This is a genomic window from Cupriavidus mimosae (assembly GCF_023952485.1).
GTDB lineage: Bacteria > Pseudomonadota > Gammaproteobacteria > Burkholderiales > Burkholderiaceae > Cupriavidus > Cupriavidus taiwanensis_C.
In genome coordinates, this window is record NZ_JALHRY010000013.1 from 68,671 (window position 1) to 93,936 (window position 25,266).

General features: G+C 61.5%; 21 protein-coding genes and 2 pseudogenes. 7 read left to right on the top strand and 16 right to left on the bottom strand.

Features of this window, described 5'->3' with window-relative positions; all coding sequences use genetic code 11:
• Positions 1-431: 431 nt before the first annotated feature.
• On the top strand, positions 432-1,166 hold the full coding sequence (locus MKD50_RS22635) for a response regulator transcription factor (protein ID WP_252668738.1): 735 nt from the start codon (positions 432-434) through the stop codon (positions 1,164-1,166).
• Here the strand turns inward: MKD50_RS22635 and MKD50_RS22640 are convergent.
• The 7 genes from MKD50_RS22640 to MKD50_RS22670 all read right to left on the bottom strand — a co-directional run bounded on the left by MKD50_RS22640 (position 1,153) and on the right by MKD50_RS22670 (position 9,313).
• Positions 1,153-2,253 carry an iron-containing alcohol dehydrogenase gene (locus MKD50_RS22640; protein ID WP_252668739.1) on the bottom strand — a complete coding sequence of 367 codons (1,101 nt, stop codon included), beginning with the start codon at positions 2,251-2,253 and terminating at the stop codon, positions 1,153-1,155. The two genes, MKD50_RS22635 and MKD50_RS22640, sit on opposite strands and share 14 nt — an antisense overlap.
• Positions 2,246-2,677: an FAD synthase family protein gene (locus tag MKD50_RS22645; protein WP_252668740.1), complete on the bottom strand. Its 432-nt coding sequence runs from the start codon at positions 2,675-2,677 to the stop codon at positions 2,246-2,248. The genes MKD50_RS22640 and MKD50_RS22645 overlap by 8 nt, the downstream gene beginning before the upstream one ends.
• Positions 2,678-2,702: 25 nt before the next feature.
• Positions 2,703-3,971, bottom strand: a complete 1,269-nt coding sequence (locus MKD50_RS22650) for a CDP-glycerol glycerophosphotransferase family protein (protein ID WP_252668741.1) — start codon at positions 3,969-3,971, stop codon at positions 2,703-2,705.
• Between the two features lies 1 nt (position 3,972).
• Positions 3,973-5,133, bottom strand: a complete 1,161-nt coding sequence (locus MKD50_RS22655; RefSeq protein WP_252668742.1) for an MFS transporter — start codon at positions 5,131-5,133, stop codon at positions 3,973-3,975.
• 76 nt (positions 5,134-5,209) lie between these two features.
• The gene (locus MKD50_RS22660; RefSeq protein ID WP_252668743.1) at positions 5,210-7,474 is read right to left on the bottom strand and encodes a nucleotidyltransferase domain-containing protein; all 2,265 of its coding nucleotides are present in this window, start codon (positions 7,472-7,474) and stop codon (positions 5,210-5,212) included.
• Positions 7,475-7,484: 10 nt separating this feature from the next.
• On the bottom strand, positions 7,485-8,882 hold the full coding sequence (locus MKD50_RS22665) for an aminotransferase class III-fold pyridoxal phosphate-dependent enzyme (RefSeq protein WP_252668744.1): 1,398 nt from the start codon (positions 8,880-8,882) through the stop codon (positions 7,485-7,487).
• Positions 8,883-8,893: 11 nt separating this feature from the next.
• Complete coding sequence (locus MKD50_RS22670) at positions 8,894-9,313, bottom strand: hypothetical protein (protein ID WP_252668746.1); 420 nt, start codon at positions 9,311-9,313, stop codon at positions 8,894-8,896.
• Positions 9,314-9,714: 401 nt separating this feature from the next.
• Here MKD50_RS22670 and MKD50_RS22675 point away from each other — a divergent pair, with 401 nt between their 5' ends.
• A complete protein-coding gene (locus tag MKD50_RS22675; protein ID WP_252668748.1) occupies positions 9,715-11,427 on the top strand; it encodes an ATP-binding cassette domain-containing protein in 1,713 nt (570 codons plus the stop codon).
• A 485-nt stretch (positions 11,428-11,912) separates the two neighbouring features.
• Here MKD50_RS22675 and MKD50_RS22680 read toward each other — a convergent pair whose 3' ends face one another.
• A complete protein-coding gene (locus MKD50_RS22680) occupies positions 11,913-13,091 on the bottom strand; it encodes an MFS transporter (protein WP_252668749.1) in 1,179 nt (392 codons plus the stop codon).
• Positions 13,092-13,228: 137 nt separating this feature from the next.
• On the opposite strand from MKD50_RS22680, the pseudogene MKD50_RS22685 reads away from it, so the two are divergent.
• Positions 13,229-13,426: pseudogene (locus tag MKD50_RS22685) on the top strand (oxidoreductase dimerization domain-containing protein); the annotation flags it as partial.
• Positions 13,427-13,517: 91 nt separating this feature from the next.
• Here the strand turns inward: MKD50_RS22685 and MKD50_RS22690 are convergent.
• Complete coding sequence (locus tag MKD50_RS22690) at positions 13,518-14,150, bottom strand: malonic semialdehyde reductase (protein ID WP_115704825.1); 633 nt, start codon at positions 14,148-14,150, stop codon at positions 13,518-13,520.
• A 247-nt stretch (positions 14,151-14,397) separates the two neighbouring features.
• Here MKD50_RS22690 and MKD50_RS30740 point away from each other — a divergent pair.
• A pseudogene (locus MKD50_RS30740) lies at positions 14,398-14,487 on the top strand (patatin-like phospholipase family protein); the annotation flags it as partial.
• On the opposite strand, the gene MKD50_RS22695 reads toward MKD50_RS30740, so the two are convergent.
• Genes MKD50_RS22695 through MKD50_RS22710 form a run of 4 tightly spaced genes read right to left on the bottom strand, consistent with a single transcriptional unit; the run spans position 14,463 to position 17,948 of the window.
• The gene (locus MKD50_RS22695; RefSeq protein WP_252668750.1) at positions 14,463-15,848 is read right to left on the bottom strand and encodes a TolC family protein; all 1,386 of its coding nucleotides are present in this window, start codon (positions 15,846-15,848) and stop codon (positions 14,463-14,465) included. The pseudogene MKD50_RS30740 and the gene MKD50_RS22695 sit on opposite strands and share 25 nt — an antisense overlap.
• A gap of 46 nt (positions 15,849-15,894) precedes the next feature.
• Positions 15,895-17,073 carry an HlyD family secretion protein gene (locus MKD50_RS22700; protein ID WP_240072640.1) on the bottom strand — a complete coding sequence of 393 codons (1,179 nt, stop codon included), beginning with the start codon at positions 17,071-17,073 and terminating at the stop codon, positions 15,895-15,897.
• Positions 17,074-17,565, bottom strand: coding sequence for a DUF3302 domain-containing protein (locus MKD50_RS22705; protein WP_115704828.1), 492 nt, complete (start codon positions 17,563-17,565; stop codon positions 17,074-17,076). It abuts the gene before it with no gap.
• Between the two features lie 53 nt (positions 17,566-17,618).
• Positions 17,619-17,948: a hypothetical protein gene (locus MKD50_RS22710; protein WP_252668751.1), complete on the bottom strand. Its 330-nt coding sequence runs from the start codon at positions 17,946-17,948 to the stop codon at positions 17,619-17,621.
• Here MKD50_RS22710 and MKD50_RS22715 point away from each other — a divergent pair.
• A complete protein-coding gene (locus tag MKD50_RS22715) occupies positions 17,947-18,663 on the top strand; it encodes a hypothetical protein (RefSeq protein WP_252668752.1) in 717 nt (238 codons plus the stop codon). The two genes, MKD50_RS22710 and MKD50_RS22715, sit on opposite strands and share 2 nt — an antisense overlap.
• A gap of 93 nt (positions 18,664-18,756) precedes the next feature.
• Here the strand turns inward: MKD50_RS22715 and MKD50_RS22720 are convergent, their stop codons facing one another.
• The 3 genes from MKD50_RS22720 to MKD50_RS22730 form a co-directional block, all read right to left on the bottom strand.
• On the bottom strand, positions 18,757-19,263 hold the full coding sequence (locus tag MKD50_RS22720; protein WP_252668753.1) for a glycine zipper family protein: 507 nt from the start codon (positions 19,261-19,263) through the stop codon (positions 18,757-18,759).
• 306 nt (positions 19,264-19,569) lie between these two features.
• The gene (locus MKD50_RS22725) at positions 19,570-22,488 is read right to left on the bottom strand and encodes a hybrid sensor histidine kinase/response regulator (RefSeq protein WP_252668754.1); all 2,919 of its coding nucleotides are present in this window, start codon (positions 22,486-22,488) and stop codon (positions 19,570-19,572) included.
• The gene (locus tag MKD50_RS22730) at positions 22,488-23,138 is read right to left on the bottom strand and encodes a response regulator (protein WP_252668756.1); all 651 of its coding nucleotides are present in this window, start codon (positions 23,136-23,138) and stop codon (positions 22,488-22,490) included. The genes MKD50_RS22725 and MKD50_RS22730 overlap by 1 nt, the downstream gene beginning before the upstream one ends.
• A 449-nt stretch (positions 23,139-23,587) precedes the next feature.
• Here MKD50_RS22730 and MKD50_RS22735 point away from each other — a divergent pair, with 449 nt between their 5' ends.
• Positions 23,588-24,676: a M81 family metallopeptidase gene (locus MKD50_RS22735; protein WP_252668758.1), complete on the top strand. Its 1,089-nt coding sequence runs from the start codon at positions 23,588-23,590 to the stop codon at positions 24,674-24,676.
• A gap of 73 nt (positions 24,677-24,749) precedes the next feature.
• Complete coding sequence (locus MKD50_RS22740) at positions 24,750-24,917, top strand: MlrC C-terminal domain-containing protein (RefSeq protein ID WP_252668759.1); 168 nt, start codon at positions 24,750-24,752, stop codon at positions 24,915-24,917.
• The last annotated feature ends 349 nt before the right edge of the window (positions 24,918-25,266 follow it).

Below are 25,266 nucleotides of genomic sequence, written 5' to 3' on the forward strand. Positions count from 1 at the left end.
TCAAGGAAATCCGGCGGTGCCAATCGTACGACGTTGCCCCTTCGGACGTGCGCTATGGTCCAGCCTGGAGGCAACCTCGCATCAACGATTTCACAATCATCCAGTGGCACGACTGCCGGGAGCGTATCCATTGCGTTCCACACCACAGCCAACGGGACGTATGGGGGGTCGTGAAAGATCAGACCAAGAACCACAAGATCCCCGCTGACTTCAGTATCAGTCTGCCTAAGCTTTACAAGCATCGCCGTGCTCCATATGAGCTCACACCAATTGCATGGTATTTTATTCAGAATTTCGAAATAATTAATACATCACAGACTATCCTTGATTTTGAAGGAAATCAAATTTCGCCTTAATTTACGCCAGCATCATGACAAGCGAACGGATTCGATGGAATATGATGAAGTATCCATCAAAGAATGCCTATTGTCATGTTGACCAGCCGATTTCCGTCCGCTGCGGAAGTAATCGACAGACTCGATGAATGCAGGGAAGCCACTGAATTAGCCTCCCTCTCCAGACATTTATCTGAATTTTTAGGCTTTCGATATATTTTGCTTCGCACTGTGCTGAAGGGAGCGGTCACGGCCGATTCATGGATTTCTTTCAATAATCTACCCCCGGCGTTGGACGAGCAATTCAGGAATATTCTGGCTTGCCACCCTCGATATATGCCTGACAGCCTGTATGAGAACAGTGTACCTAGGCTGTGGCTTACACGAGGGGCGCAGGAAAATAAGCTGAACGAACTGATGCGGGCTGCCACAGCCGCTGGAATCGCTGCTGGAGTTACTTGCCCAGTGCATTCGCGCAATGGCGACGCGTCGCTGATTTATTGGATTGTCGGTACTGAAATCGCCGATGCAGATCTGACAGACTATATTGAAGCGCGAGTCGCCATGTGCATCCGCATGTCTCTCCATCTTCACGAGGCACTGCGACGAGTCCATCGATCCGACATGCGGCCAACGATTCGGTCTTTGACCGAGCGGGAAAAAGAATGTCTGTTATGGATTGGCGCTGGAAAATCGACCTGGGAAATTGCACAAATCTTGGGCATTTCAGAGCATGGCGTTATGCATCATGTCAGGAAAGTCATGAACAAGCTGGGCGTCAGCCGGCGGCACGACGCAGTGCGGGCGGCCCGAGCTCTTAATCTGATTTGATCAGATCGGCCACGGTATCGTCGAAAGCCGACGCGAAAGCGCCGGGTTCGTTGACGAGATCAAGGATGCCTGTTCGGTCCGGACGTGTGCCTCGTGAAGAGAGGACGGCTTCGACGAAACGGTCCTTCACTTCTAGTATGGCTTGGCTCAGAAATTCGCCGAGCCCCAGCAGACTTCGGTAGACTTCGGGCGGCAGCGGGGTGTACCCCGCGCGCAGCCGCAAATGGTGGCAGTAAAGGGTGCAGACGCCCACCTGCAGCCCATGAGGCAGAGAAGTTGCCAGGAGTCCGTCAATCGCGTGGCTGATCGTATGCTCGGCGCCGCTGCAAGGGGTGGAGCTCCCGGCGACATGCATGGCACGGCCTGAGAGATACAACGCTTGCGCAAGCAAGCGTTGTCCCTCGTGCGCGCAGAGGTCCACAGGGCGCAGCCCGCAGACGGCCCGGTATGCCGCCGTTGCAAGCGCAGCGGCGACCCCATCGATCCGCTTGGCGCCGTGGCGATGTCCGTCGGCAAGGTCAAGTTGTGCGGAGGCGTTGGAAAGCAGATCGCACATTCCGGACACCGCAAACAGCAGCGGCGCGCGGCGGGTGATCTCCGTGTCGATGACCACGGCAATCGGTACCGCGCCGGATTCCCGGACTTTCCCGCCGCCCGGCTGGGTCAGGACCGAAATGGGCGAGCATAGGCCGTCGCTAGACAATGCGGTTGGTATGACAACAAGCCGGACATCCGCCCGGGCGCAAATACTTTTAGCGGTGTCAATGATCCGACCGCCGCCGATGGCGACTAGTAGGCCGGCATTGCAGGCAATCACACGTTCAGCAAGGGCCTCGCAATCGCGGACATACATGCCGCAGGCCTGCATGTGGAGCAGCCCGCCTCGCATGATGCCGTGCAATCCCTCGCAGAGGGAGGCCGCCAACGCCCCCGTGGGACCATTCCCAGATAGCATCACCGTACAGGCATCACTGCTACGCACGCCGCCGCCCGTTGTGGCTTCGATCGCTTCATATAGTGCCGCCCGCCCATCGACAATCTCCAGCATGCCATAGGGACGGCGGCGATCGTTCTGCAATTCAATCATCGCCTCTCTCTCGGATGCGTGCCAGGATCGCCGACGTGCTATCGCCACGGTAGTACGGCGTGTATTGGAATGTTACCCCGTGACGCAAGGCGAAAGTTTCGGACACGCAAACCTGCTCGAGATAGGACGCATGTGGCCAGTCGTCGCCATGCACCACTACGCCGACATCGTTTGCCACGATGTAAGGCTTGATATCGCGGCTGTTGGATATCCAGGCATCGTCCACATGGCGGCAGGCACGCACTATCTCCAGACGGTCCCGCTCGCTGATGATCGGCACGCGCTTATAGGAGGCCGTGAGCGCGTCGCCGTTGACGACGACCAAAAGCCGATCGCCAAAAAACCTAGCGCAGCGCAGCAGTTCAACGTGACCTCGGTGAAATAGATCAAAAACACCCACAACCAGTACTGAAGAGGTAGTCATGTGGCCCTCGCTGGTGGTGCCGCGTTCAGTTGGTGTCGTGCTGCGCTCCGGCGCTCGCCATCGGTTGTCCCGCGTGGCGCACGCCAGCGTAAGCCTCGATGGCACGCGTCAAGACTCTCTGGCAAGCTTTGCCGTCCTGCTGCGCATGAAAAAAGCGGCTCGCGTCACGCCGTGCTGTGGCGTCGGTCCGCGGGTCCGTCATGTACGTACGCAGCGCGGTAAGGAACTCGGCGAACGTGTGTGCCTTGATGCCAGGCGTGACGGCGTCGTAGTCGTACATGAGGCCGCGCTTTCCTTCATAGGCTTGCTTGTCATATGGCAGGAATACGATCGGGCGGTCCAGCGCGAGGTAATCAAGATAGATCGACGAGTAGTCAGTCACCAAGATGTCCGTGGTACAGAGCTTGCCTGCCAGGCCACCCTGCACGTCGTCACGGTCGTCATACGAGATGACATCAGAGACAATTTGCGAGGCAGCATGCTTCTCCAACACGTGCCGGCGTATGACCAGCCTGAAATCATGGGCGCGCAGAAGCTCTGCAAGCGCGTCGATATCCGTATCCGCAAATGGGAACAACACGGTGTCCGCCTGGCCATCGCGATAGGTTGGCGCGTACAGGATCACGCCTGGCCGCGATGTCTCAACTTCAGTGCTACGCGTATGGAATAGCAGGTCGTTGCGCGGGGTGTTGGTGATCCAGATGTCATCCAGCGACATGTTATTGGACAATGCCATGGTGAACTGCTCGGGCGCCGAACACACCGTCATTGCGCTGTACCGTTGCACTTCGGCCCGCATCAGGCTTTCCCAGGAGTTCCGTGCTAGAAATCCGATCCGCTTGAGCGGAATGCCATGCCAAAGGTTGATGAAACGCTTGTAGGGCGCCACGAACACGTACGGATAGAAGGCGTTGACCATCGCGCCCCGGCTCGTGAAGGCGATCCGCGACGCAAAAAATGCGGACATGCCATCCTTCGATCGCGCAGCAACGACCCGTCCGGCTACGCGGCCTCTCAACCGGGCATACAGTGCCTCGTGATAGACAAACAGGACTGGCTCTAGGTCGGTGCCGCGGTGCTTCACGGCGTACTCATAGAGATATCGCGTGTTCTCGTCGTACTCTTCATAGGGCAGCACAAAGAGCAGCACATTCTTGTCACGATGCCGGCAAGTCGCTTCGAGCGCCACGAACACCAGGCGCAGAAGATAACCGAACGTGAAATGGCGAAGAATGCCGATCCACTTCATTCGTTTTGGCACGTTCTTGGCCCATGAGATGGTCTTGTACCCCATGCTATACGCTCCTCTTGCAAAGAACCGTGGTATGGATCATGACGGCCGCCGCCGAGAATACCCCCATTGCGCAGAACCCGCTCCATCCGAATTTCCTGACGGCGAACTCGGCGAAGTTGACGGCTAAGGCAATGAACACTCCCATGCCGAGTGCAAAGTAGATGGCAATCGCACGGGCATGGAAGCCATCGGGGGACGCTGTGCCAATATGAGCCATTACCGCGGAGGCATTGGCCCCGATGGTGAACGCCTGCAGCAACTGGCAAAGGCAGAGCAGCGGAAACGATGCCGTAGTGGACATCAGCAACCACCGCACCGTGGTCATAGCGGCTGCCACCCAGAGCACTCTGACACTGCCCAAGGACGTGACGAATCTGCCGGCGGTTGCAAAGAACACGACTTCTGCGAAAATGCCCACGGTCCACAGGGCGCCAATTGCCATGGCGGTGTGGCCTTGCTGACGCCACAACTGCCCTGACCCGGAGTAAAGATAGCCATTGCTTGCCTGTACCAGTGCCGCACCCCCCAAGACCAAAAGGAACCGGTGGTGCCCGAATAGCTCCCGCCATGGACGTATCATTGCGCGGCCGACTGATGTAGGTGTCCGTACGCAGGCAGGCAGCCTGCACGCCAGCATGATGGCCATTGCAAGCGCGAGCAGGACGAGTAGCGGGATACAGTTAACGCTCCACTGAGTCACGAACCCACCGGCCAGAAGCGTGCTGGCAGCGAACCCAAGCGAACCCCATAGCCTTAGCGAACCGTAGCTGCCTGACGTGCGTGCGCCGACGTGGATGGCCAGCAGTTCGGCTAACGGAAAGATGGCCGAGAGGGCGAGGTTAAACAGCACGGCAGGAACGAGCATCAGGCAGAATGACGGTGCAGCCTGATAAGCCAGGAAAGTCACAAAGGCGGTACAGGTAAGCACCAGCAGCAGAGAGCGCAGGGCACCGGTCTTGTCTGCAATGCCGGCAACGATGGGGTTCCCGACCAGCTTCGGTAGGAACGAGAGTGAAACCAGCCGGGCGACTTCGGCCGATGACAGTCCCTTTTCGGAGAGCCACAGCGGCAAAAATGGGACCAACGTTCCCTGCGCAAGGAAAAGGATGAAATAGAGCGCGGATACACCCCGCGCTTCGCGAAGGCCGAGAGGATTCGCCATGGCAACATGGGAGGGAGAACGGCGTGGCGCGTGTGACGGCATCCCCGGCTACCGCGCTGCACCGAGGCGGGTCAATTCAATTTTCAGACTTCGCCGACCATGCCGGCTTTCCGGCGGTGGCGAAGGCTTCCTCGTTCTTTCGCCATAGCAAAGGGGCGCGTTCTGACTCGATTGCGGCAAGCGACGCACCGTCATGCAGAACGTTGCCCACAAATCCACGCAGGTACAGGAGTTCGAGCATTCGCTTTGCGGATAGGCTATCGCCCATGGACTCATACCGGCCTACATATTGCTTTGCGGCCAACTTGCAGGCGTCGTCCTGACACAATGCGGCCACGCTCGCCCGATAGCGGCTGGCAAGATCCGGGGGGCCGGCGAGTACCTCACCGCAGAGGAAATCAACGATGCTGTCCGGCGTCTGGGCAGCGTATCCGCCGATAACCTCAATATTGCTGACTGGCAGAAATTCCACTGACAATGTGAGCTCCGTGCCGGCCCACTTGCCGATGGATTCGCGCACGCGCGCGGCCAGTGCCGGATCCTGGCAGAAGACCCCGATGTCAATATCAGAGGCAGGGCCGAACTCTTCGCGGGCCAGGCCACCGTGTAGAACTACCAGTACGTTACCCGCTCCATTTAGTAGACGCGGCAGGCCGTCGCGCAGAAGGGCCAGCGTCGGCGCCGCGTTCAGGCGTTGCAGCCGGCCGCCGTCTTCCGCTGCGTTGCCGACGCTGGCTCGGTTGTATTCGAGTCTATGTCTGATGCTTGCGTTGCGGAGGAGGTTCGCAAAATGGCGCCCATCGTCGGATACCCGATATAAATGCCAAATCAGTGCCGAGAGCTCTGCTCGCCGGGTCGTTATCTCCTCATCGAAGCTGTCGACACGGAAAGCGATGAATCGCAGAAGTTGTCGCAGAAACATCGCGTTCTCCAGCAGCTTGAGCGATTCGTCGAGCACATCCACCACTTCGCAGAGCTGCTGGCGCGACGCGGCCCGCATGAGGATTTCGGTCGTCATCCGATCATGGTTTGCATCGAGGTAGTGGTCCACCCGGAAGCTGACATGCAGAGGGTGTCGTGGCTGGCCGTCTGCCCCACATTGGGGGAAGCGTGCCGGGAGCACTTCGAGTTCGATGCGGTTATATTGCCCAACGGACACGGAATTTGCTCGATATCCAATCAGATCCATGATTTCGCGCTTTGGCTTCAAGAGCGCCAGAGGCGCCTTCGATTCGAGGTCCCAGCCTTCGGGATCGAAGTACGGATGGAATGCTTGTCGTACCTCGTCCGTGCTGCAAATCGCACCGAACTCTTCCACGAAAATCGGGCCTCTAGCATGTGTCTCGCGCAGCGTTGCGGATACTGGGCAATCGACGACGTCTGTCTTTTCGAAGTCCAGGATGTGGAAGGTGGTCGCGCCGGCCGTCTGCTCGACAAGGATATTCCGTGGCGCCATGTCGCCCCAGACGATGCCATTGGCGTAGAGAAAATCTAGCAACAGGCGGGCCTTGCGCAGCAGTGCGCCCCGCCCCGACGCGTTCGTCTGCGTCATTAGCACTGTTTCCAGTGTAGGATGCCTGACGAGCGGCATGACCGAATAGCACACGCCATCGCTCAGTGTACGTATGACCGCGAGTGGCCGTACGACGGCAAACGATACAGCGCCGTTGTCGTCGAGCGGTCGCACTGTCAGATGATCCTTCAGGTCGAGTCGCGCCACGATCTCCGCCACGTTCCTGAGTTCCCTTGCAAGGCGTCCGGCCTTGGCTGGATTATCGCGCTTGATGACTACCGGATTACCGCCGGGCAAACGTGATTGCCGGACAAGGCCTTCGCGCACCAAGGAATGGAGGCCAGGAAGATCGAGCGATCTATCGAATGCCGTGCCAATGTTCCAGCCGATGTTGTCAAGCCACTCGCGGACCGGACCCGCACCTTCCCAGAACCAACCGAGCACCTCGCGTGCGTCGCCATGGCCGTGCAAAAGCTCGTCGAGTTGCTCAACCGGGCGCGGACTCAAGGGCGTGCACGATGTATCGAGAGCAGCGGCCACGGCGATGTCGTAGAGGACAGGATAATGAGCGGGAAGCGGCAACGTTAGGTCATTCATCTTGCCTGGCGCCAAACGCAGCGCGCGCAGGATTTCCAGCGACGAAGCAAGATCGCCTTCCCGCATCAAAGAAGCAAGCAGCGCGGCATTCCACCGCGGAATCTGATCTTCCAGGTCGGCCAGGATGTCGCCTAGGCGGTGGCAAAGGATGTCGTTGCGGTAGTATTCAAAGCCTGGCCAGTTCTGGTTCCGGAGCAGGGTCCTGTAGGCATTCCTGTTCTTGTCATGCATGCTGTCGTCCTTAGCGGTATGCCGCTTCGCCAATGCGTGCCGCGAGTATGTCGCAGCCGCGGTCCAACTCTTCCATCGTGATCGTGAGAGGCACCTTTACGATCAGCGCGTGCCTGGTGATACGGAGGAAAAGGCCTGATCGGAAGCATGACTCCATGACCACGTCTGCTAGCCTTGGAGAGGGTGAGCCTGTAGCGTCCACTAGTTCCAGACCGCACATCAGACCGCCACCCTTGACGCGAGCGATAGTGTTTGGAAACCGTTCCGCCATCGAACAGAGCCTTTCCCACAGGTGGGTCGCCTTTACGTTAACGTCGGCAAGCAGCCCGCGCGCGAGTTCGGCACGCAACTGCGGACCGAGGAAAGCGGGAATGGCTGCCTCCGGAATGCCCACCAGTCGGTCGACCACGGCATGCGCCGCGACCAGTGCTCTAACGTCGGCGCCGTTTGTCTTCGATGCCGTGCCTTGCTCCATATGCCGGTAGCGCCGATTTGCAATAGTCAGTGCGAGGGGGCCATTGCCGGCTGTCAGCGCCTTGCCGAACGCACCGATATCTGGAGGCGCGCCGTGATACTCGGCCGCGCTCATCTTCCCCAGCCAGCCAAATCCCGTCTGGATCTCGTCATAGACCAGGCAGATGTCATGCAACGCGCATACCTGCTGCAACGCCCTCAGGTACGACGAAGAATAGGGCTGAACGCCGTTGTTCATCTGAATGGGTTCGACGATTACCGCGAAGACATTCGGCGCGATCAACTCTAGCTGATCGAGTGCTTGCCGCTCACGCGCGCTGAGGCCGTAGTCCGTGTAAATGCTGTCGGTACCGTCTGGCGCCGGCAGGTAGACGACGCTGTTGCTTTCCGCCAGGAACTTGTGTCTGCGTTGGACGTGCGAGACAGTGTATGCGGTCAGGTTTTGCCCGTGATACGACCCTTCGAAGGAAACAAGTAATCGCCGGTCGGGATGCGCCACACTGGCCGCCTTGATCGCATGTTCCACGGCATCGGAGCCGTTGCATTGCCTATGGCTAACCACAGCGTCCTTGATGCCGCCGACGCCGAGATTGATCAGCCGTTGAGGCAGGCTGTAATAGAGCTCACTGCCGAGCTTCGTGGTGTGGAATGACGGGCGATCGCTTGCGAGATAGGCAATCTGTTGCAGCTTGACCCAGGGATCGTTCTGACCGAGGATGCAGTTTACGGTCATGGATTGGAAGTCGATCAGCGGGCCGGCGTTGGTTAGTATCATTGCACCACGGCCCGAGATCGCCATCAGGTCGCTTGGCACGATGCTGTCCACGAGCATCCCGTTCTTGTTCAAATCCGAGCGCAGATCCGTATGGCTGTGGTGATAGCGTGAACTCAGGTACGAAATGCTCTCAGACGTAAAAAACTCACGGCTATACATCCCATCCCCCTTCAATTGGTTGCGGCTTTGAAGATGACACCGTTGTTAACGTAGAAGCCGTTGTCTGCCAGAAGCTCTTGGACCCGCGTAACGCCCGCCAGGATGGTCTGCCGGACATGCATGTCCTCAAGAACCATGCGTATGTCGTCGACATATTCCTCGGCTTGAGAAATCCAACTCGACCACAACAGGTGAATGTGCGCGCCTGATGACGTGATGGGTGCACTACGCCAGTGGTGCTGGAACCATTGGTTCAGCAACGCGAACTTCAAGATGTCACCCAATGGAATGCCCGGTATCGATAGGGCATGCAGCCGGTCGGCTATCTCTTCCAATGGCACGAGTCTGGCGATGTCTTCAAGCACCCGTATGTCAACATGAAGACTGTCGTCGGTCCTCATCGCCTCGATCAGGCTTTTGCGCTCTGGCATGGCACCCGCTCCTCATGCAGTTGTGGGCGGATTGTGACAGGCAGTGTTTGGATGTGGCTACTACACGATTATGCAGTGGTAGGTGTCATGACATTGAGCGATTCGATGCGGGCAACAAGGCAACAGCAAAGCCGCCTTGCCTTAGGGCCGCCACGCCCGCCGTCAACTCGATCTGTGCGTTGCTCTCGCGATGCGTCCGCATGGATTCTTCACGGCGTCGTAGCCTGCCTCCCCTGCAAATCGCGAATCGACAGAAGTTTCTTCTGCAATGTTCCGAATAATCTGACGATCATTGTCTGGCAACACACCTTAATCTGCGAGCAGGTGGTCTCAATCAGTGTGAAATGAACAAATCTGGTCCAGAGACCCCGCATGACTTCGATCTCCGAAGGTGACCCGCGATGAGGTTTCTGTTGGATTTGTATAAGGACTGGATCTTCGCCTACCGAATCGCGGTCAGAATGTACCCAGCCTTGCCAATCCATTTCTGCGGAGCAACCGTGTTTGTAGCGCTGGCTGCGGCATTATCAACGCTTGTTCCCTACCTCTTGCGTGAGACAACCAATGCTCTGTCTGTAGACGCCACGCTTGGCGCTACCGGCATGCCGGTGATTCTGGCAGCCGCGTACGGACTCGCCTGGACTACCGCGCGCGCCTTTGAGTGGCTGAAAGCGATGATCTTCGCGGCCGTCCTCGCCGGGTGTGATGCCGCATTCCACGGCGCCATCTTTGCCAGACTGATCAGGGCTGACTACCCGCGCCTGAATGCCGAGGACCCAGGCAAGCTGGTCTCAGTCATTGCGCGAAGCCGCGCCGCTTTCAGTGCAATCACGTTTTCGGTGTTCTGGGCAATCATCCCGATTGTTCTCCAGTTGGTACTTTCCAGCGTCGTTCTGTGGCAACTGACCGACGGCGCGTTCGCTCTCGGATTTGCCATCTCCGTGTTGCTTCTCTTTGCCGCGACATGGTTCCTCGCGGAGCAAAGCAAAAGCGCTCATGAAGAGATCTTCAGCGGTGCCGACATGCTGTCGAGCCATCTTGTTGAAAGACTCGGATTCATGCTGGACATCAAGCTCAACAAGGCATACGCGAGAGAAGATGCCGCGTTGCACCGCACGCTTGATGTCTATATCGGCAAGATCACCCGCGGGAACATCAGGCTCGCACTTCTTCTCGCGGCGCAAGCCATCTGCACCGGCCTCTTGCTTACGCTTTTCTCGGTGACGACTGCATACGGCGTCACGCACTCCGTACTTCGCGCGGGCGATTTCGTCATGGTTGTTGGCTACGTCGTGACACTGGCGATGCCATTCACCAACCTCGCAGGATCGCTGTCCGATTTGCGCCGCAACCATCTCGCGCTGCGCGAGGGTTTTGGCCTGCTGGAGATGCCAATCGAGCGCAGTGAATCCAGCGTACACTTCGACCATGCTGCGAAGGAAGTCTGCCGCATCGAGAACGTAATTGTCACGCAAGCCGGAAAGCAGATTCTGCGGGACGTGAATATCACTATCAGGCAGGGCGAGCTTGTCGCGCTCATCGGGCCATCGGGTGCGGGCAAATCGAGCCTGGTTCACCTGATGCTTGGACTCGTGCGCCCCTCGGCTGGCACGGTCCATCTATTTGGTGCGGACGTCAGCAAACTGTCGGTCAGCGATATCGCAAGCGAAGTCGCTGTCGCACCTCAGGCGCCGATGATCCTGACCGGCTCACTCAGGGAGAATCTGACCTACGGCTGTGACAACCTGCTTTCAGACCGCGCGCTGCACGAACTCGTTGCCTTGCTTGAGTTGAATGAGATCGCCGCAGACGGAAACGACGACATCCTGGATCGTCCGCTAGGTATTCAAGGCAGGGACCTGTCAGGAGGGGAACGCCAGCGCGTCGCGCTCGGTAGAGCGCTCGCGCGCCGCCCGGCGGTCCTCATTCTGGACGAACCCACCTCATCGCTCGATCCACAACGCGAGGAGCGCATCTTTGCGCGTGTCCGGGAGCGGGTGCCAACGCTGATCGTGGCTACGCATCGACATGCGCTGGTCCAGGCGGCAAATCGTGTATATCGCGTTGCAGACGGTAGCGTCCAAGAGCTCTCCCTGACGGTTGCAGACGCCTAACTTGAGATGTTTCTTCGGCCGTCTTGGGAAAGTTCTGATTTCTCAAGCCGAAAACAAGAACCACTCTGTAAGTGCGCCCTTCTGGTCAACAGCGGATCCCGTCCGGCGAACCGCTCAGGTTCAGTGACATGCCCATCCGCGGGCCATGGTCCTCAGGGAGGTTCGCAATGCCCGCACTGCAGGGGTTATCCGGCGCACCAGCCGGTACGCTTATCACCATCGCGGAGTTGCATCGTCTGGCAACTCTGCTTGGTTGTGGTTACGACATTGACGCCCACCATGAAGAGAACGGCCACTGGGTGGTTATCTTCACCATCGCCGATCGTCGCTACGGACTTAGTACAGTACGGGGCCAGTTGAGGCGCTGGCGCCGGCTCGAGTCTCTTCTGGCGTTCTTGAGATCACATTGCCAACACCACGACGCTATGCGTTTGCATACTGAAACATGGACTTTTACTCGGTCCGGCGTGCGGAGCACCTGACTGTCAGCGCACGCGCCGCAGTGTTGCAGCAGAAACAAGCGAGGAGATCGTACAGACAACGGCGACCGGCAGTGCTGAATCGTTGTAGGCAAGACCCGCCAGGAACGCGACAGCCCCGCCGGTCAACGTCTGCAATCCGCCCAACATGCCAGCGGCAAAGGCACGATACTCGGCGGCGACATTCATGATCCATGCGTTGGCAACGGGTACGATAAGGCAGTAACCCAGCTGGGCAGCAGCCAATGCTGCCAGGAAAAGGGGCAGCGCGTGCGCTTGGGTGATCGAGAGGAGCAATAGTCCAAGCGCGGAAAGGCCTAGACATAAAATGCCGGCCGCAACAAGGCTGCGCTCAGGTACGCGTGCCATCAACGCGCCGGAGCACAGGTAGCCGATCACGCCGACACCTGCGAAGCCGGCAAAAACGATCCCTATCTCGGTGACTGACATGTTGAAGAGACTAGCCAACAGGAATGGTTTGACCACCAATAAAGTGGTATAGCCGCCTTGAGTCGCACACAGCAGGATCAGCGGGATCCTGGCTGTGATGCAAAGACTAGTCAAATCACGAAGCGACATCGTCCCGCGGGAGGGCCGGAGATCATGAGCAGCCGCGCCGGCCGGAGGCGGAAATATTGCGAATAGCACCGGAACCGCGAGGAGAGGCATGCAGAACGCTGTAAACATTGCGCGCCACCCCCACACAGCGGCGATCCATCCGGCAGCCAATGGAGCAATGATGCTGGTCGCCTCCAATGCGGCTTGCCCGTAGGCAAATAGTTTCCTGTATCGCTCATGGGCCAAGAGGTCACGCATTAGGGCCCGGTTTCCAACTGCGCCTATTGCATTTACCGCAAACAATGCCAGCAGGGCCACCGCAAAGGCCAGGTAGCTTTGGGCAGCCGCACTCAGTAGGCCCAGCAAGCTGGCCCCTACGGCGCTCACGGTTACGCTGCGCAGTCTGCCAATATGATCGACCAGCCATGGCGCGACAAGGAAAACTGCCGCGCCCACCATCAAGGTCGCCGAGAAGAAGGCCTGAAATTTCGCCTCACTGACGGCAAGGTCGGCGCCAATCAGAGGAAGGACGGGGCTAAGCACATCGAATAGCGTCGCCACCAGTATTGTTCGGAAGACCAGGCAAACATAGACTATGGTTGTTCCTATTCTCTGGCGGTCGGTCATTTGCGGTCGGGAGAAGCCATCGCTGTTGCCAACGGCATCGTTCTCAATGGAGCTCCCAATATTGCAGTATGAGCAGTGCCATGGCATGAGGAATCGTCTCAGCGTGCCATGGCCGATCGCCGTATTTCAAGCAGCTCATGAAGGTCGTGGTCGACGCGGACACCCAGACGATCCTGGGTGCCGCGATCCTCGGCCTGACCGGCGACGAGGTGATTCACTCACTGCTCGACATCATGTATGCCAAAGCCCCCTATACGACCATCAGCCGCGCGATGCATATCCATCCCACGGTGTCCGAGCTGGTACCGACGCTGCTGCAGTTGCGGCCAGCCTGACTGGCGCAGCCAGGGCGCTTGATGCCGGGTGAGCAGGCTCGACCGCAGTGCCGCGTTCGCGCCGCGCCCCGGGCGTGCTGTACCACCTGCTTCAGAGCAGTTTGCATGCCTCGTCGAATTCCAGGCGCGGACCGCGCGGGAACAGCTTGGCAGGGTCGCCATAGCCCAGATTGCACAGGAAGTTCGATTTCACATGGCTATCCGGGAAGTATTCGAGTTGAAAGGCATTCTCCTTCGGATCCGCGGGAAAGAATTCGTGATCGACCTTGGCACTGTCGAAGCCGGACATCGGCCCGCAGTCGAGCCCCAGCGAGCGGGCGGCAATAATGAAGTACGCGCCCTGCAGGGAACTGTTCCGCCTCGCGGTGCTGAGCGCGAGTTCCGGCGTGTCGGCGAACCATGAGCGTGCGTCCGCATGCGGAAACAGCTTGGGCAGAAGTTCGTAGAACTTGATGTCATAGGCGATGATGGCGGTGACCGGCGCGGCCATGGTCTTCTCCGCATTGCCCGGCGCCAGCGCGGGCAACAGGCGCTGCTTGGCCTCAGGAGTACGCAGGAACAGTATGCGCGCGGGAGAGCAGTTGGCGCTGGTCGGCCCCCATTTCATCAAGTCATAGAGCTGCCGCAGGGTCTCGTCGCTCACGGGCCGGTTCAGCCACGCATTGTGCGTGCGTGCCTCGCGAAAGATCAGATCCATACCCTCTTCACTCAAGCGCTTGTCCATGGTTGTCTCCTTGAAACGGGATGAGGCCACGCGGCTGCCCTGCCGGGTCACCGCTTCTGTCCAGCATAGGCAACACCGCGCGCCGCTGCGCTGCCGGATTCTGCGTAAATCCGAAGGGCTTGCTTCCGCCATCGGTATGCACCGCCAAGCGCAGGGCTCCGGTATCCGAAGAGCCACTCCTGTGCCACGACAAACTGGGGGAGCAATGGGCGAGAACGCAAAAGCACTACGCGCAGGCCCCGCGCATGCCGATCACGTGATGGCCTCGGCAGCGTTCCCTCCTGGCTTCCCGTCCGTGCTCGAGGGCGAGCCCTACTGGGACGGCGGCATCGCGTCCTGCCAGTCACCGCCCAACGCCAGCAATAGCGCAATGCGCTGGTTAAGATGGTCGGCCTGCACGTTGATGAGATCCATCTCGGCGGCCACAAGTGCCTGCCGCTGCTTGAGGAGGCTCCGCGTATCCGAGGCGCCGATGCCCGCGCGCGCCGCCTCTCGCTGCACCAGTACACGGATTTCATCCACCCGCTCCCGCAGTTGCCCCGTGCGCTCGGTATAACCAGAGTCGGCCTGCAATCCCGCCTCCACCTCGCCCAGTGCCTGCAGCGCGGTGTTGCCATAGGCGATCAGGGCGGCTTTCTCTTCGGCGCTGTAGTAGTCCGCCCTGGCCTTAAGTTCTCCACCCGTGAAGATCGGAGCGAAGAACGAACCATTGAGCCCCTTGACCGGGCTGCCGGCCTGGTTGAGCAAGAACACGTCGCTACGGATGCCGGTGATGGCTGCGCTAATGGAGATCCGCGGCAGGCGCGCTGCCTGCGCCGACTGCCGCATATCGAAGGCCGCCGCAACACGGTGCGCCGACGCCGTCAGGTCGGGCCGACGCTCGATCAGGTTCGCCGGCAAGCCCGCAGCCGGTGCCGGAGGCATGGCCGGCAACTCCGGCCCCGTCGTGATTGCTCCTGCGGGATAGCGGCCCAGCAGCAGTTCCAGCGCTTGCGCCGCCTGGCTCCTGGCGAGTTCGGCTTTCCCGATGGCGTCGCGTTGCGTGCGCAGCGCATTCCGCGCTTCCAGCAGATCGGTCTCCGGTGCTACCCCGATTTCGACGCGCTGCGCGGTGATCCGCAACAGGTCTTCCTGAATGGCGGCGGTCTGCCGCAGGCGATCCTCCAGCTTCGCGTTTCGGATCAGCATGAACCATGCCCTGGCAGTGGTCGCCGCGACCACGCGCTGGGCCCAGAGAAAATCATCCCTCGTGGCCGCATATTGCGATTCCGCGGCGCGCGACTGGGCGCGGATGCGTCCCCAGAGGTCGATCTCCCAGCTCGCGCCGATCGACAGAATCTGCGTTTCCGTATTGCCCGCCCTGCCCTTCGCGCCTGCGCTCGGCAGCAGACCGCTGCGCTGGATGTCGACCAGCGCCTGTGCCTGCTGCACGCGCACCGCGGCCAGCCGGAGATCGCCGTTGTGCGCAATGGCTTCGCGCACCAGCCGCTGCAACTCAGCGTCGTCGAAGCTTGCGAGCCAGCCATTGGCGGCGGCGCCGGCCGTGGCCGCGTTCGCCCACGTGGCCTGCTCTTCCAGCGCCGGCACGGCCTGGCGTCGAAGGTCCGCGCCCTCGGGCGGTGCCTGCAGGGCGCAGCCGCAAAGCATGGCGACCGGAAGCGCCAGCAGCAAGGTCTTGTTCAGTTGAAACGTCGACATGGACTTCCCTCTTCCAAATCTCTGGCAAATCTCAAATCGAGTGAACCTAGTGAAGCTTGAACACCAGGTAGTTCAGCTTGGAACTGACGCGCAGGAAAACCATGCGGATGATGTGAAACATCTCCATATGCTTCGTATAGATCGCCCCCGCCCCGATGGCACCAACTGGAAGCATCAGCCCGCTGGATTCGTCGCGCAGATCGAGCTTGACCGCGAACCGGTTCGGCACCGCATCGGTGGCGCCGGTGTTCGGGATCATGCCGCCCTGCGCAAACTGGCCTTGAGATTGCGCCCAGACGATCGAATTGACTTTCACCTTGATGATTTCACCCGGGCTCGTCGGCAGGTAGATCTCGGCGAGATCGCCGTCCTTGACGTTGTAAAGCTCGTTCTGGTTGTAGAAGGCAACGACCTCCTGCTGATCCTCGACAAAACTGAACGCCGGCGAGAACGGAAACGGCACGAGCATGGTGCCCACGCGCACCTGCAGGTTCACGACCTTGCCATCAGAGGGCGCCCGGTAGACGGTCTGCTCAAGCTCCCAGCGGGCGTTCTCTAGCATGACTTCGGTTTCCGCCCGCTTCGCGCGTGCCGTTGCAATGGCGGCAAACTCCCCCTGGCTTCGGGCCGACAGCTTCTGCCGGGCCTCATCCTCGGTGGCCTGCGCGCTGACCAGCTCGCCCTCCAGTTCACGCTGGCGGGTCAGTGCATCTTCGCGGTCGAACTTCGAGCCGGCCCCCGCCGCAAGCAGCGCGTCATGCTCCTTGACCCGCTGGCGGGCAAGCGACAGCCTGGCCTGCACAGTGCTGACCCGTCCCGCCGCGCCGCGCACCGATTCGCTGAGCTGGCGCGCCGAGGCCTCGGCTTCGGCCAGCGCGGCATCGTCGGCCATCAGCCTGCCTTCGAGTTGCCTGACCGAGGCCTGATAGGGAGTCGGATCGATCCGCAGCAGGACATCGCCCTTCTTGTAGCGCCGGTTGCCTTCGGCCGGCAGTTCGACGATACGGCCGCGGACCTGAGGCACCACCTGCAGGACCTTGCCCACCACCCGTACGTCATGGGAGGACGGGGCCACCACGTTGAGCGTAAGGACCAGCATCGTCATCGCAACCACAGGAATCGTGAACACGATGACCATGGTAGTCGTGTTCCAGGGCAGCCATTTGAACTTGAAGAAAATCAGCCAGACGGCCAGCGCGTAGACAGCAAGCAGCAGCGCATCCATTCAGATCCGCTCCTTTCCGGCGTGCATGCCGCTGGTGATGTCCATCGTGGATGCGCCCAGGGTGACGACGTTCCTCGGCCCGCAAGCGCAATCATGTCCCGCTACCTGCGTCGGCGGAACCTTGCCATTGCCCGGCGCGTCATCGTCTTCGGGTGCCTTGTCGGTGCCGTACGCGGCCCGGTAGAACACGGGCTTCGTGTGCGCCCAGAGCCAGGCCAGCGGCCACAGCAACCCCCCAAAGAAGAGCGATAGCAGGCATAGCGCATGGATGGCTTCCTTTTGCGGATGACGCTTGCGGTGTGCGACCTTCTCGGGCCAGATATGCAGCATCCAGAACAGGTAAAGGCCTGCCACCGGCACGAAGATCAGAACCACCCAGGAGATGGCATTGGCCGCGGTCTCCAGGGCCTTGCCACTGAGTACGGATGCGAAAGCAGGTTCGCTCGATGCCAGCAGGCCGATGCCCGCCAGCAGATAGGGGCGCAATTTCATTGAGTTGCCTTGGGATGGAGCGTTGGCGCTCGATTGCACAATGCACCGGCCGGTCAGGAGCCGGTTGCCTCGTTGCGCGGGCCGCCCCAGTAGGCGTCATCGCGCGCGGGTCCCGCGTGCCGGTGGAATGGGGATTCATCCTCGCCTTCGTCCGCTAACGCATCGTCGGCGTACAGAAGGTTGTACTTGCTGCTGGCGGGCTCGCTGGCAGCGCGGCAGACCGCAGGCGTCGAGGCAGGTCCGGCTTGCGCGCACGCATCGGGCCGATCTCGCAGACCTTGTGGCTCCAGTCCGCGCAAGAGCTGCGCATACGCTTGCCCGGCGCCCGCGATCAGCAGCGCAATGCCAAAGGCCCGGACGGCCGGGCGGCAGTTGTTGATCATGTCTGCAGGTTCCTTCGATTGGATTCGGATGCCGACGACGCGCACCGGCGCGGCCGGTCACGTCTGGATGGAGCGCACACCTTATGGCAACGGGTCGGTCGCGGCTATCAAAGAACTTCGAAAGTCCGGGCGCGCGGCATGGATCCGCGCCCGGTGCAGCGGCGCTTTTCGAATTCCTTTGATAGCCCCCGCGGCGTGCCTGACCTACTCTGTCCGCCGTCGTACATCGCTCGGGTGTAGTCCAGGCTCGCCCGACCTGCTGACCCCAATGAATGCTGTTTCCCCTATCGCTGCGGGCCTCGTCGCCGTCGCAGCCGCGAGCGCCCTGTCCGGGTGCGCGATCCCAAGCGCCGAGACCTTGAGCCCGTTCCAGGAGCCGTGGCCATGGACGAAGATCGTCGCCGTCAATCGGAGCGATCACGATGTGCAGGCAGTGCGTGTCGGCCATTGCGAGACCGGGCCCGCGTTGCGGCAATCGCAATCCACGCCTTCCTTCTGCTTCCTCGGCAAGAAGCCCGAGCGACCCATCGCAATCACATGGAACGATGCCGGCGCCGATGCGCAACACGCCTCCACGGTGCCGCTGCCGCCCCTGTGGCAAGAAAATCCCCGCCCCGGGGAATTGACGGGCGGCTACCTGTGCGTGCTGCTGCGCAATGATGCGCGAGCGAGACTGACCATCACCGCCACCGAAGAAGCCTGCGCTGTTCTGTAGCGATCGCGATTGCAGGATTGCGGGGCGCCACAGGCTGGCGCCTTGAGCCACCGTGGACCGGCTGTTTCAGCACGGTCCACCTGGCAACAGCGCTTACGGCACCGAGTAGCCGCGGCCCGTCATGCAGGCCCGCCAGGCTTGCCAGTACGACGTGATGGCCCAGTCATTGCTGGCTTGCACCTGCGCACTGGCGGCAATGGCCTGACGGCGTTGCTGGCGATGCGCCACGCCACCCGCGATCGTTCCGACTGCCGCGCCCGCCGCGGCGCCCTTGCCCGCGTCGCCGCCGATCGCGCCCACCACGGCGCCGGCAGCAGCCCCGCCCGCCGCGCCACGTACACGCTCACCACCGGGGACGATGACTGCAACCGGCGGGCTTGCCACCCGGTACGGATCGATGCCGGTCTGCTGCCTGGCCCAGCCGTAGCAGACGCCATCGTCATTGGTCTGCTGATACGCCGATTGCCCTCGGGCCGGATAGGCGATGGGCTTCTGCAACATGGTCTGCGCCCGCGCCGTTCCGGCCGTGCCGGGCACCGCGCCCGACATCAGAACGAATGCCATGCACGCGGCAAGCGCAAGGTCTGGACGATTGCTCATGAACTCTCCTGATGAGGTGCCAGGTCCGGGGCGCCCACGGGCGTCGCTCCGTCATGCCCCGGTGATACCGGCGCACGCCCGGGCGTGACGATATCCGGCGGTGGCAGCCGGCGCGGCCGCGCTCGTCCCTGGCCTAAGAAGAAATGCCCGCCGGGGGGCGGGCAAACTGCGAGGTCTTGCTTGGGGAAATACCTGGACGGGTGCCGGCAAGAGGGACAGTACCCGTCCCCTCAATGCTGACTGCGCAGGGTTGCGTTCGCAATCACAGGAATTAGAAAGAGGCAGGTCGGCGTGCCGGCAATGCTGCTAGGCGGCGGACAGGCACTGGCACAACTGCCTGAGGCGTTGTGCGATATACGCGGACTGAAGCTCGATCTCGTCGTCCCAGCCATCCGCATCCGCGGCGTAGTCGTGCAGGTCTTCGCACAGCTCGGCCAGCTCCGACGGCCCGACGACTGCCAGGCTGCCCGCGACGCGGTGCAGAAGGTGAGCCAGGGAAGTCACGTCCCGTCCGGCGCGAATCGCGTCGTACTTGTCGAGATCTGCTCCGGTCTGGGCGAGGAATGCTTTGACATATCCGGCGGAAATCCGTGGCAACTCGGGGAGATCAACGTCACCGGGCGATGCGGCTGTCTGCGCCACGTCCTCATGGCCCACGCCATCATCACCGCGTGCAAGAACCGACGCCAGCGTGGCGAGAGACACCGGCTTGGTCAGATAGCCTCTGAATCCCCTCGCCCGCCCTTCGGCGACATCCTCGGGCCGCGCGCTTGCGGTCACTGCATAGACGGGGATGTCGATACCGGCTTGCCGCATTTCCCGAAGCAGGCCAAAGCCGTTCATGACCGGCATGTCGACATCGGTCAGGACCGCATCCATTCGATGCCCCCTCAGTGCCGCCATGGCCTCGCTGCCATTGCCCGCGACGATTACGCTCGCGCCGAGCGCACGAAGCTGGTCGCGCAGCAGATTCCGGTTCAGCAAGTTGTCTTCCGCGACCAGCACGGCGTGGCGCGCAAGCGGCGATGCGGGTCGCCCGGCAAGGCCGTCCTCGCTCCGCTTCGGTGGCTGTACGCCGGTGATGACCGCCAGCACTGCTGCATGGATGCCAGCGAGGCTATAGCTGGAAACCTCGCGACCGCCATCCGGCCGTGTCGTCGCAACCAACGGCCCCAACTGCTTCAGCCAGACGACCGAAGCCGGCTTCGGCCACCAGGCCATGACGCGCCCGGGATCAAATGCCTCGGTCACCAGCAGACAGTCGTATCTGTCCGCATCCACGGGCTCATCGAGGCTTGAGCGCGCCGACGGCTGGCACGCGCCCCAGTCGAAATGGTTCAGCAATCCCTCGATGCACTCGGGCTCGCGGGACAGCACCAGCGTCCGGTTCGGCGGCAAGCCTGGGCGCACCGCGGGCGGCACCGCGTCGGACACGCCGAGCGGCAAACGAACCGTGACGCGTGTCCCCACCCCCAGGGTGCTGTCCAGCATGATGCGGCCCCCCATCCGTTCCACCAGCCGCATGCAGATCGACAGGCCCAGCCCGGTTCCCCGCGCCTGGGCGATCCGATTGTCGGCGACCTGGGAGAACGGCTGGAAGAGCCGGTCCCGGTACGCATCCGGTATGCCGATGCCGGTATCGGCAATGACGATCTCCAGATTCCCCTCCAGCCATTGCGCGCGCAGGACGATCTTGCCCGCCTCGGTGAACTTGAACGCGTTGGCAAGCAGGTTGTTGACGATCTGGGTCAGGCGCACCGGATCGAGATCGAGCTGCGGGGGAATGCGGCTGCTGTACACCGCCAGGAAGCAGAGTCTGCGCTGCGCGGCAAGCGGGGCATGGGCGATCGCGATGCGGCCAAGAAGCTCCGTGACGGATACGGGCTGTACCTCGATGCTCAATGCGCCCACATCGATCTTCGAGAAATCGAGCACGTCGTTCACGATCTGCAGCAGCCCCTCGGCCGACACCTGCATCGCGCCCACCCTCATCCGCTGCTCCGGCTCCAGAGGCCCCATTGCGACGAGCTCCATATTCCCCAGCAGCGAGGCAAGCGGCGTGCGAATCTCGTGGCTCATCGAAGCGAAGAAGGCCACCCTGGCCCTGGCGGCCGCTTCGGTCGCGAGTCGGGCTTCGTGCAGGAGGCGCTGGGCACGCGCCGCTTCCGCATAGGTGCCGGTCAGGAAGCGATAGTTCCAGTAGCGGTACATCGCGAACAGCAATGCAAGCAGCACGGCGGTGATTGCGCCGATGGCAAGCAGTTCCTGCGCCATCTCCCGAACCTGATGCCCGATCGGGAGCGCAAAGATCAGGTGCCCGAAATCCGCCACGAGTGGCGGGCGGCGCAGTGCCCAGCCATAGTCCGCAACCCAGTGGAATATGCCGTCCGGCCGCGCTTCTAGCCTGGCATCCAGGTGTTGCGCGTTGGCCCGTGCGTCGGCAGCGACCAGCGGCGTGCCAAAGCTGTCGAAAACGATCGGTTCGGGGATCGACAGGTTGGGCCCGGCAGGCCGCAGCAGTGCGTGCAGCGGGATGCGCGTCAGCACGACCGCGTAGAGCGTGTCGCCCTTCGCGACCAGCGATGCACCTATCATCTCCGGATCGGTGCCCGCGGCACTGGCCGCGACGCCCATCCATTCGACGCGCTTCTCCCTTGCTGCCCGCAGAACGTCGATATCGCGACTCCGGAAGCGATCGAGGATCGTTCTGGTGATGAGTGCCGGCGGCATCTGCGGCGGCATCGGCCGCGCCGCCGATCCCGATGCATCCGGCGACTCAAAACGATACGTCGCACCGCTGGCGATCGAGATCATTTCGATCGACGGCCTCTGGCTGGCGGCAATCAGCGTGCGGACCGACTGGTCGCAGCTCTGCTGCAGAACGTCGTCGGCCGGCACGGACGGCAGAACCTGCGTGCAGAGACCGCCCGGCCTGCCCGGTAAGAGCGGAAGCGTGCCATTGGCACGCAACTCCAGGATCAGGTTGCTCGCGGTTAGCGTGCTCCGGCGTTCGAGGACGGCATCGACAACACCTTGCTCATACAGCCGGGCCACCTGCTCCTGCGCGCGCAGCGAGCCATTGAGCCGGACGAACACGCCCGTGGTGGCAATGGCGACAGCAAGCAGCCCCAGCAACACGATCACCATCGAGAAGACCCGGCGTTCCCGCTGCAGGTTCCGTTCAACGGCGCGGAGGTCGGACGAGGGCTCGAGCGTGCCGTGCATCAGGTCAGACCGTTGTCGCGCGCGTATGCAACAAGGTCCGCATTGCATGTGATGTTCAGCTTGCGCATGGCCGAGCGCTTCTGTGTCGCCACGGTTGCCAGGGTGCGGTGGAGGTATCCGGCGATTTCGGTGAGGGTGCTTCCCGCGGCGAACATGCGCACGACTTCGATCTCCTTCGGAGACAGCGGGCTGGCACTTCCGCCTGCCAGCGCGCCGGTACTCGACAGCCTGGCCGATACCCCCGGCGACAAGCGCAGGCCCTGACCGGAAATCGCATCCATGCAGATCTGCCGCAGGATGCCCGGGTCCTCGTTCTTCCCCACGATGCCGGCGACACCCGTCTCCTGGATGCGCGTGAGCAGACCGCCGTTGGTCAGCATCGTGAAGACGACGATCGGCGTATCGGGGCTGGACCGCTTGAGTCGCTGGATCAGGCGAAGCCCGTCATCGCTGTCTTCGGAACGTCCCATCGTGAAATCCGTAACGATGAGATCGGGCCGGTGCACCTCCAGCGCGGCGAAAAGCTCCCTTCCGGATGCGCACATCGCGCAAACCTGGACATTCGGGATCTCGCTCAGGGTGGCCTTGACGGCGAGTTGAATCACGGGGTGATCGTCCGCGATCACGGCGGAAATGGTACGTGGGGGCATGCGCGTTAATTCTCCACTCCGGCCCGGCTCGGGGGGTGTCTGCTTATCGTCCGGCTTTGCGGCGAGAAATGCCTTTGCTCGTTCGGCGGCACAATGGATGAACCGGGGGTGGCACGGCCAGCCGGGAGGCCAGCTTGCATAGGGCTCGCGATTCTACCAATTGGCCTATACGCTCATTTGACGGATTGGGACAGTTGCTTGACTGATCGTCCCAGGGTCCGCGCAGGCGGCAAACCATTGACGGTGCCGACGGCGTCTTCGGGGCAACGCCCCGGTCCAAGTAAGCCGTGCTGCCGCGGCCTGCAGGATTGATGGATGTGCAACTGCCGGATGCACGTTGGTGCTTGCGGTTCAGATGCCTGTCTGTGCTGCCTCCCGGAGGCATTTCCGCGACATCAGACCAATTGCCCGTCCGCCTGGCCGTTGCCGGACTCATCCACGAGACCAACATGTACACCGCCGATTTCGCGGGCATGACGCCGCTGCGCGCGTTCGAGCAGTATCGGGGCGACGAAATCCTGGCGGCGGTCGACAAATCGAATCATCAGCTGGGCGGCTTTATCGAAGGCGCGCGCAGGACCGGCGCCACGCTCATTCCCACCTATGTCGGGCAGGCGACGCCCTCGGGCACGATCGAAGCCGGCGCGTATGCCGCCATGAAGCAAGACATCCTCGAAGGTATTCGCGCTGCGCTGCCGGTTGACGGCGTGCTGCTGGCCCTGCATGGCGCCGGTGTCGCCGACGGCACTGAAGACGTCGAAGGCGATCTGGCGCTTGCCGTTCGTGTGCTGGTCGGGCCGGGTGTCCCGATTGCCGCGGTCTACGATTTGCACGGCAACATGACGGACGCGATGCGCGACGCTTGCGACCTGACGTTGCCGTGCAAGCTGTATCCGCATACCGACTTCCATAACCGGGGCTTCGAAGCCGTCGAGCTGCTGCTTGAGATGATTCGGGGCGGGCTCACACCGGTCACCGCAACGCGACGCCTGCCGATGCTGCCGTACATCGTGACGACACAAGACGGGTTCATCCCGGCGGAAGTCAATGACGTTTGCCGGAAGCTGGCCGCGCAGCCCGGCGTCATCGACTGCTCGTGGTTCCACGGTTTCCCCTACGCGGATATTGCCGCCCCCTGCCCGGCGGTCGTGTGCACCACAACCGGAGACGCCGCGCTTGCGCAGCGTTGCGTCGACGAAGTCGCGCAATGGATCTGGTCGCATCGCGAGGCGTTCCGTCCGACGTTTCCGACCCCCGCACAGGGCGTCGCCCTTGCCCTGTCGGCGGCAGAGGGGCCTGTCGTTGTCAACGAGTGTGCGGACAACCCGGGCGGCGGCACACCCGGTGACGGCACGCATCTGCTTCGCGCGTTACTGGACGCCAATCCGCCGCCGGCACTTGCTGCTTCGCGTCGATCAATGATGCCAGCGTGGTTGCGCAAGCACAGCGCGCGGGTGTCGGTGCCACGATCAGGGTCTCGCTGGGCGGCAAGCAAGGCCGCTTCCAGGGCGCGCCGATCGAGGCCGATGCCTATGTGAAATGCATCACGGACGGTCGTTTCGTGAATCGGCCCGGGTCGATGTTTGAAGGCGTTCGCTTCGACCTGGGACGATGTGTCGCCTCATCATCAACGGTGTCGATGTCATCGTGGGTTCGCGTGCCGAGCAGATCTTTGATGTCGAGCCGTTTGCGCTGCATGGAGTGGATGTTACTGGCTACAAGCTCGTTGCGATCAAGGGGGGCCAATCACTTCCGTGCCGGCTATCGGATGGTGGCTAAGCAAATCATTTCCGTCGACAGTGAAGGCTTGAGTACGACTGCGATTGCCTCGTTTCCGCGTGAAAGGCTGGTCGGGAAGTTTTGGCCTTTGTCGGATGAAGCGCGGTTTGATGGCGGTGCCGAAGTCTTATGAACGGCGGACCAGGTGAAAGGGCACAGATCCATTTTCGAACTTGAAATAGATCCGTCCCCTTTCTCTCTTGAACGACGGCAGGCAATTGACCTGCAAAGGCGCGTTTGGCAGGCCGAGTCCCTGGATCGTCGTGGCCTGTTTGCGCCGAGCGGGCGCGTGGCCGCGTGCGACAACAGCACCAGTCAGTCGACCCTATACGGCTCGGTCGGCATGTCG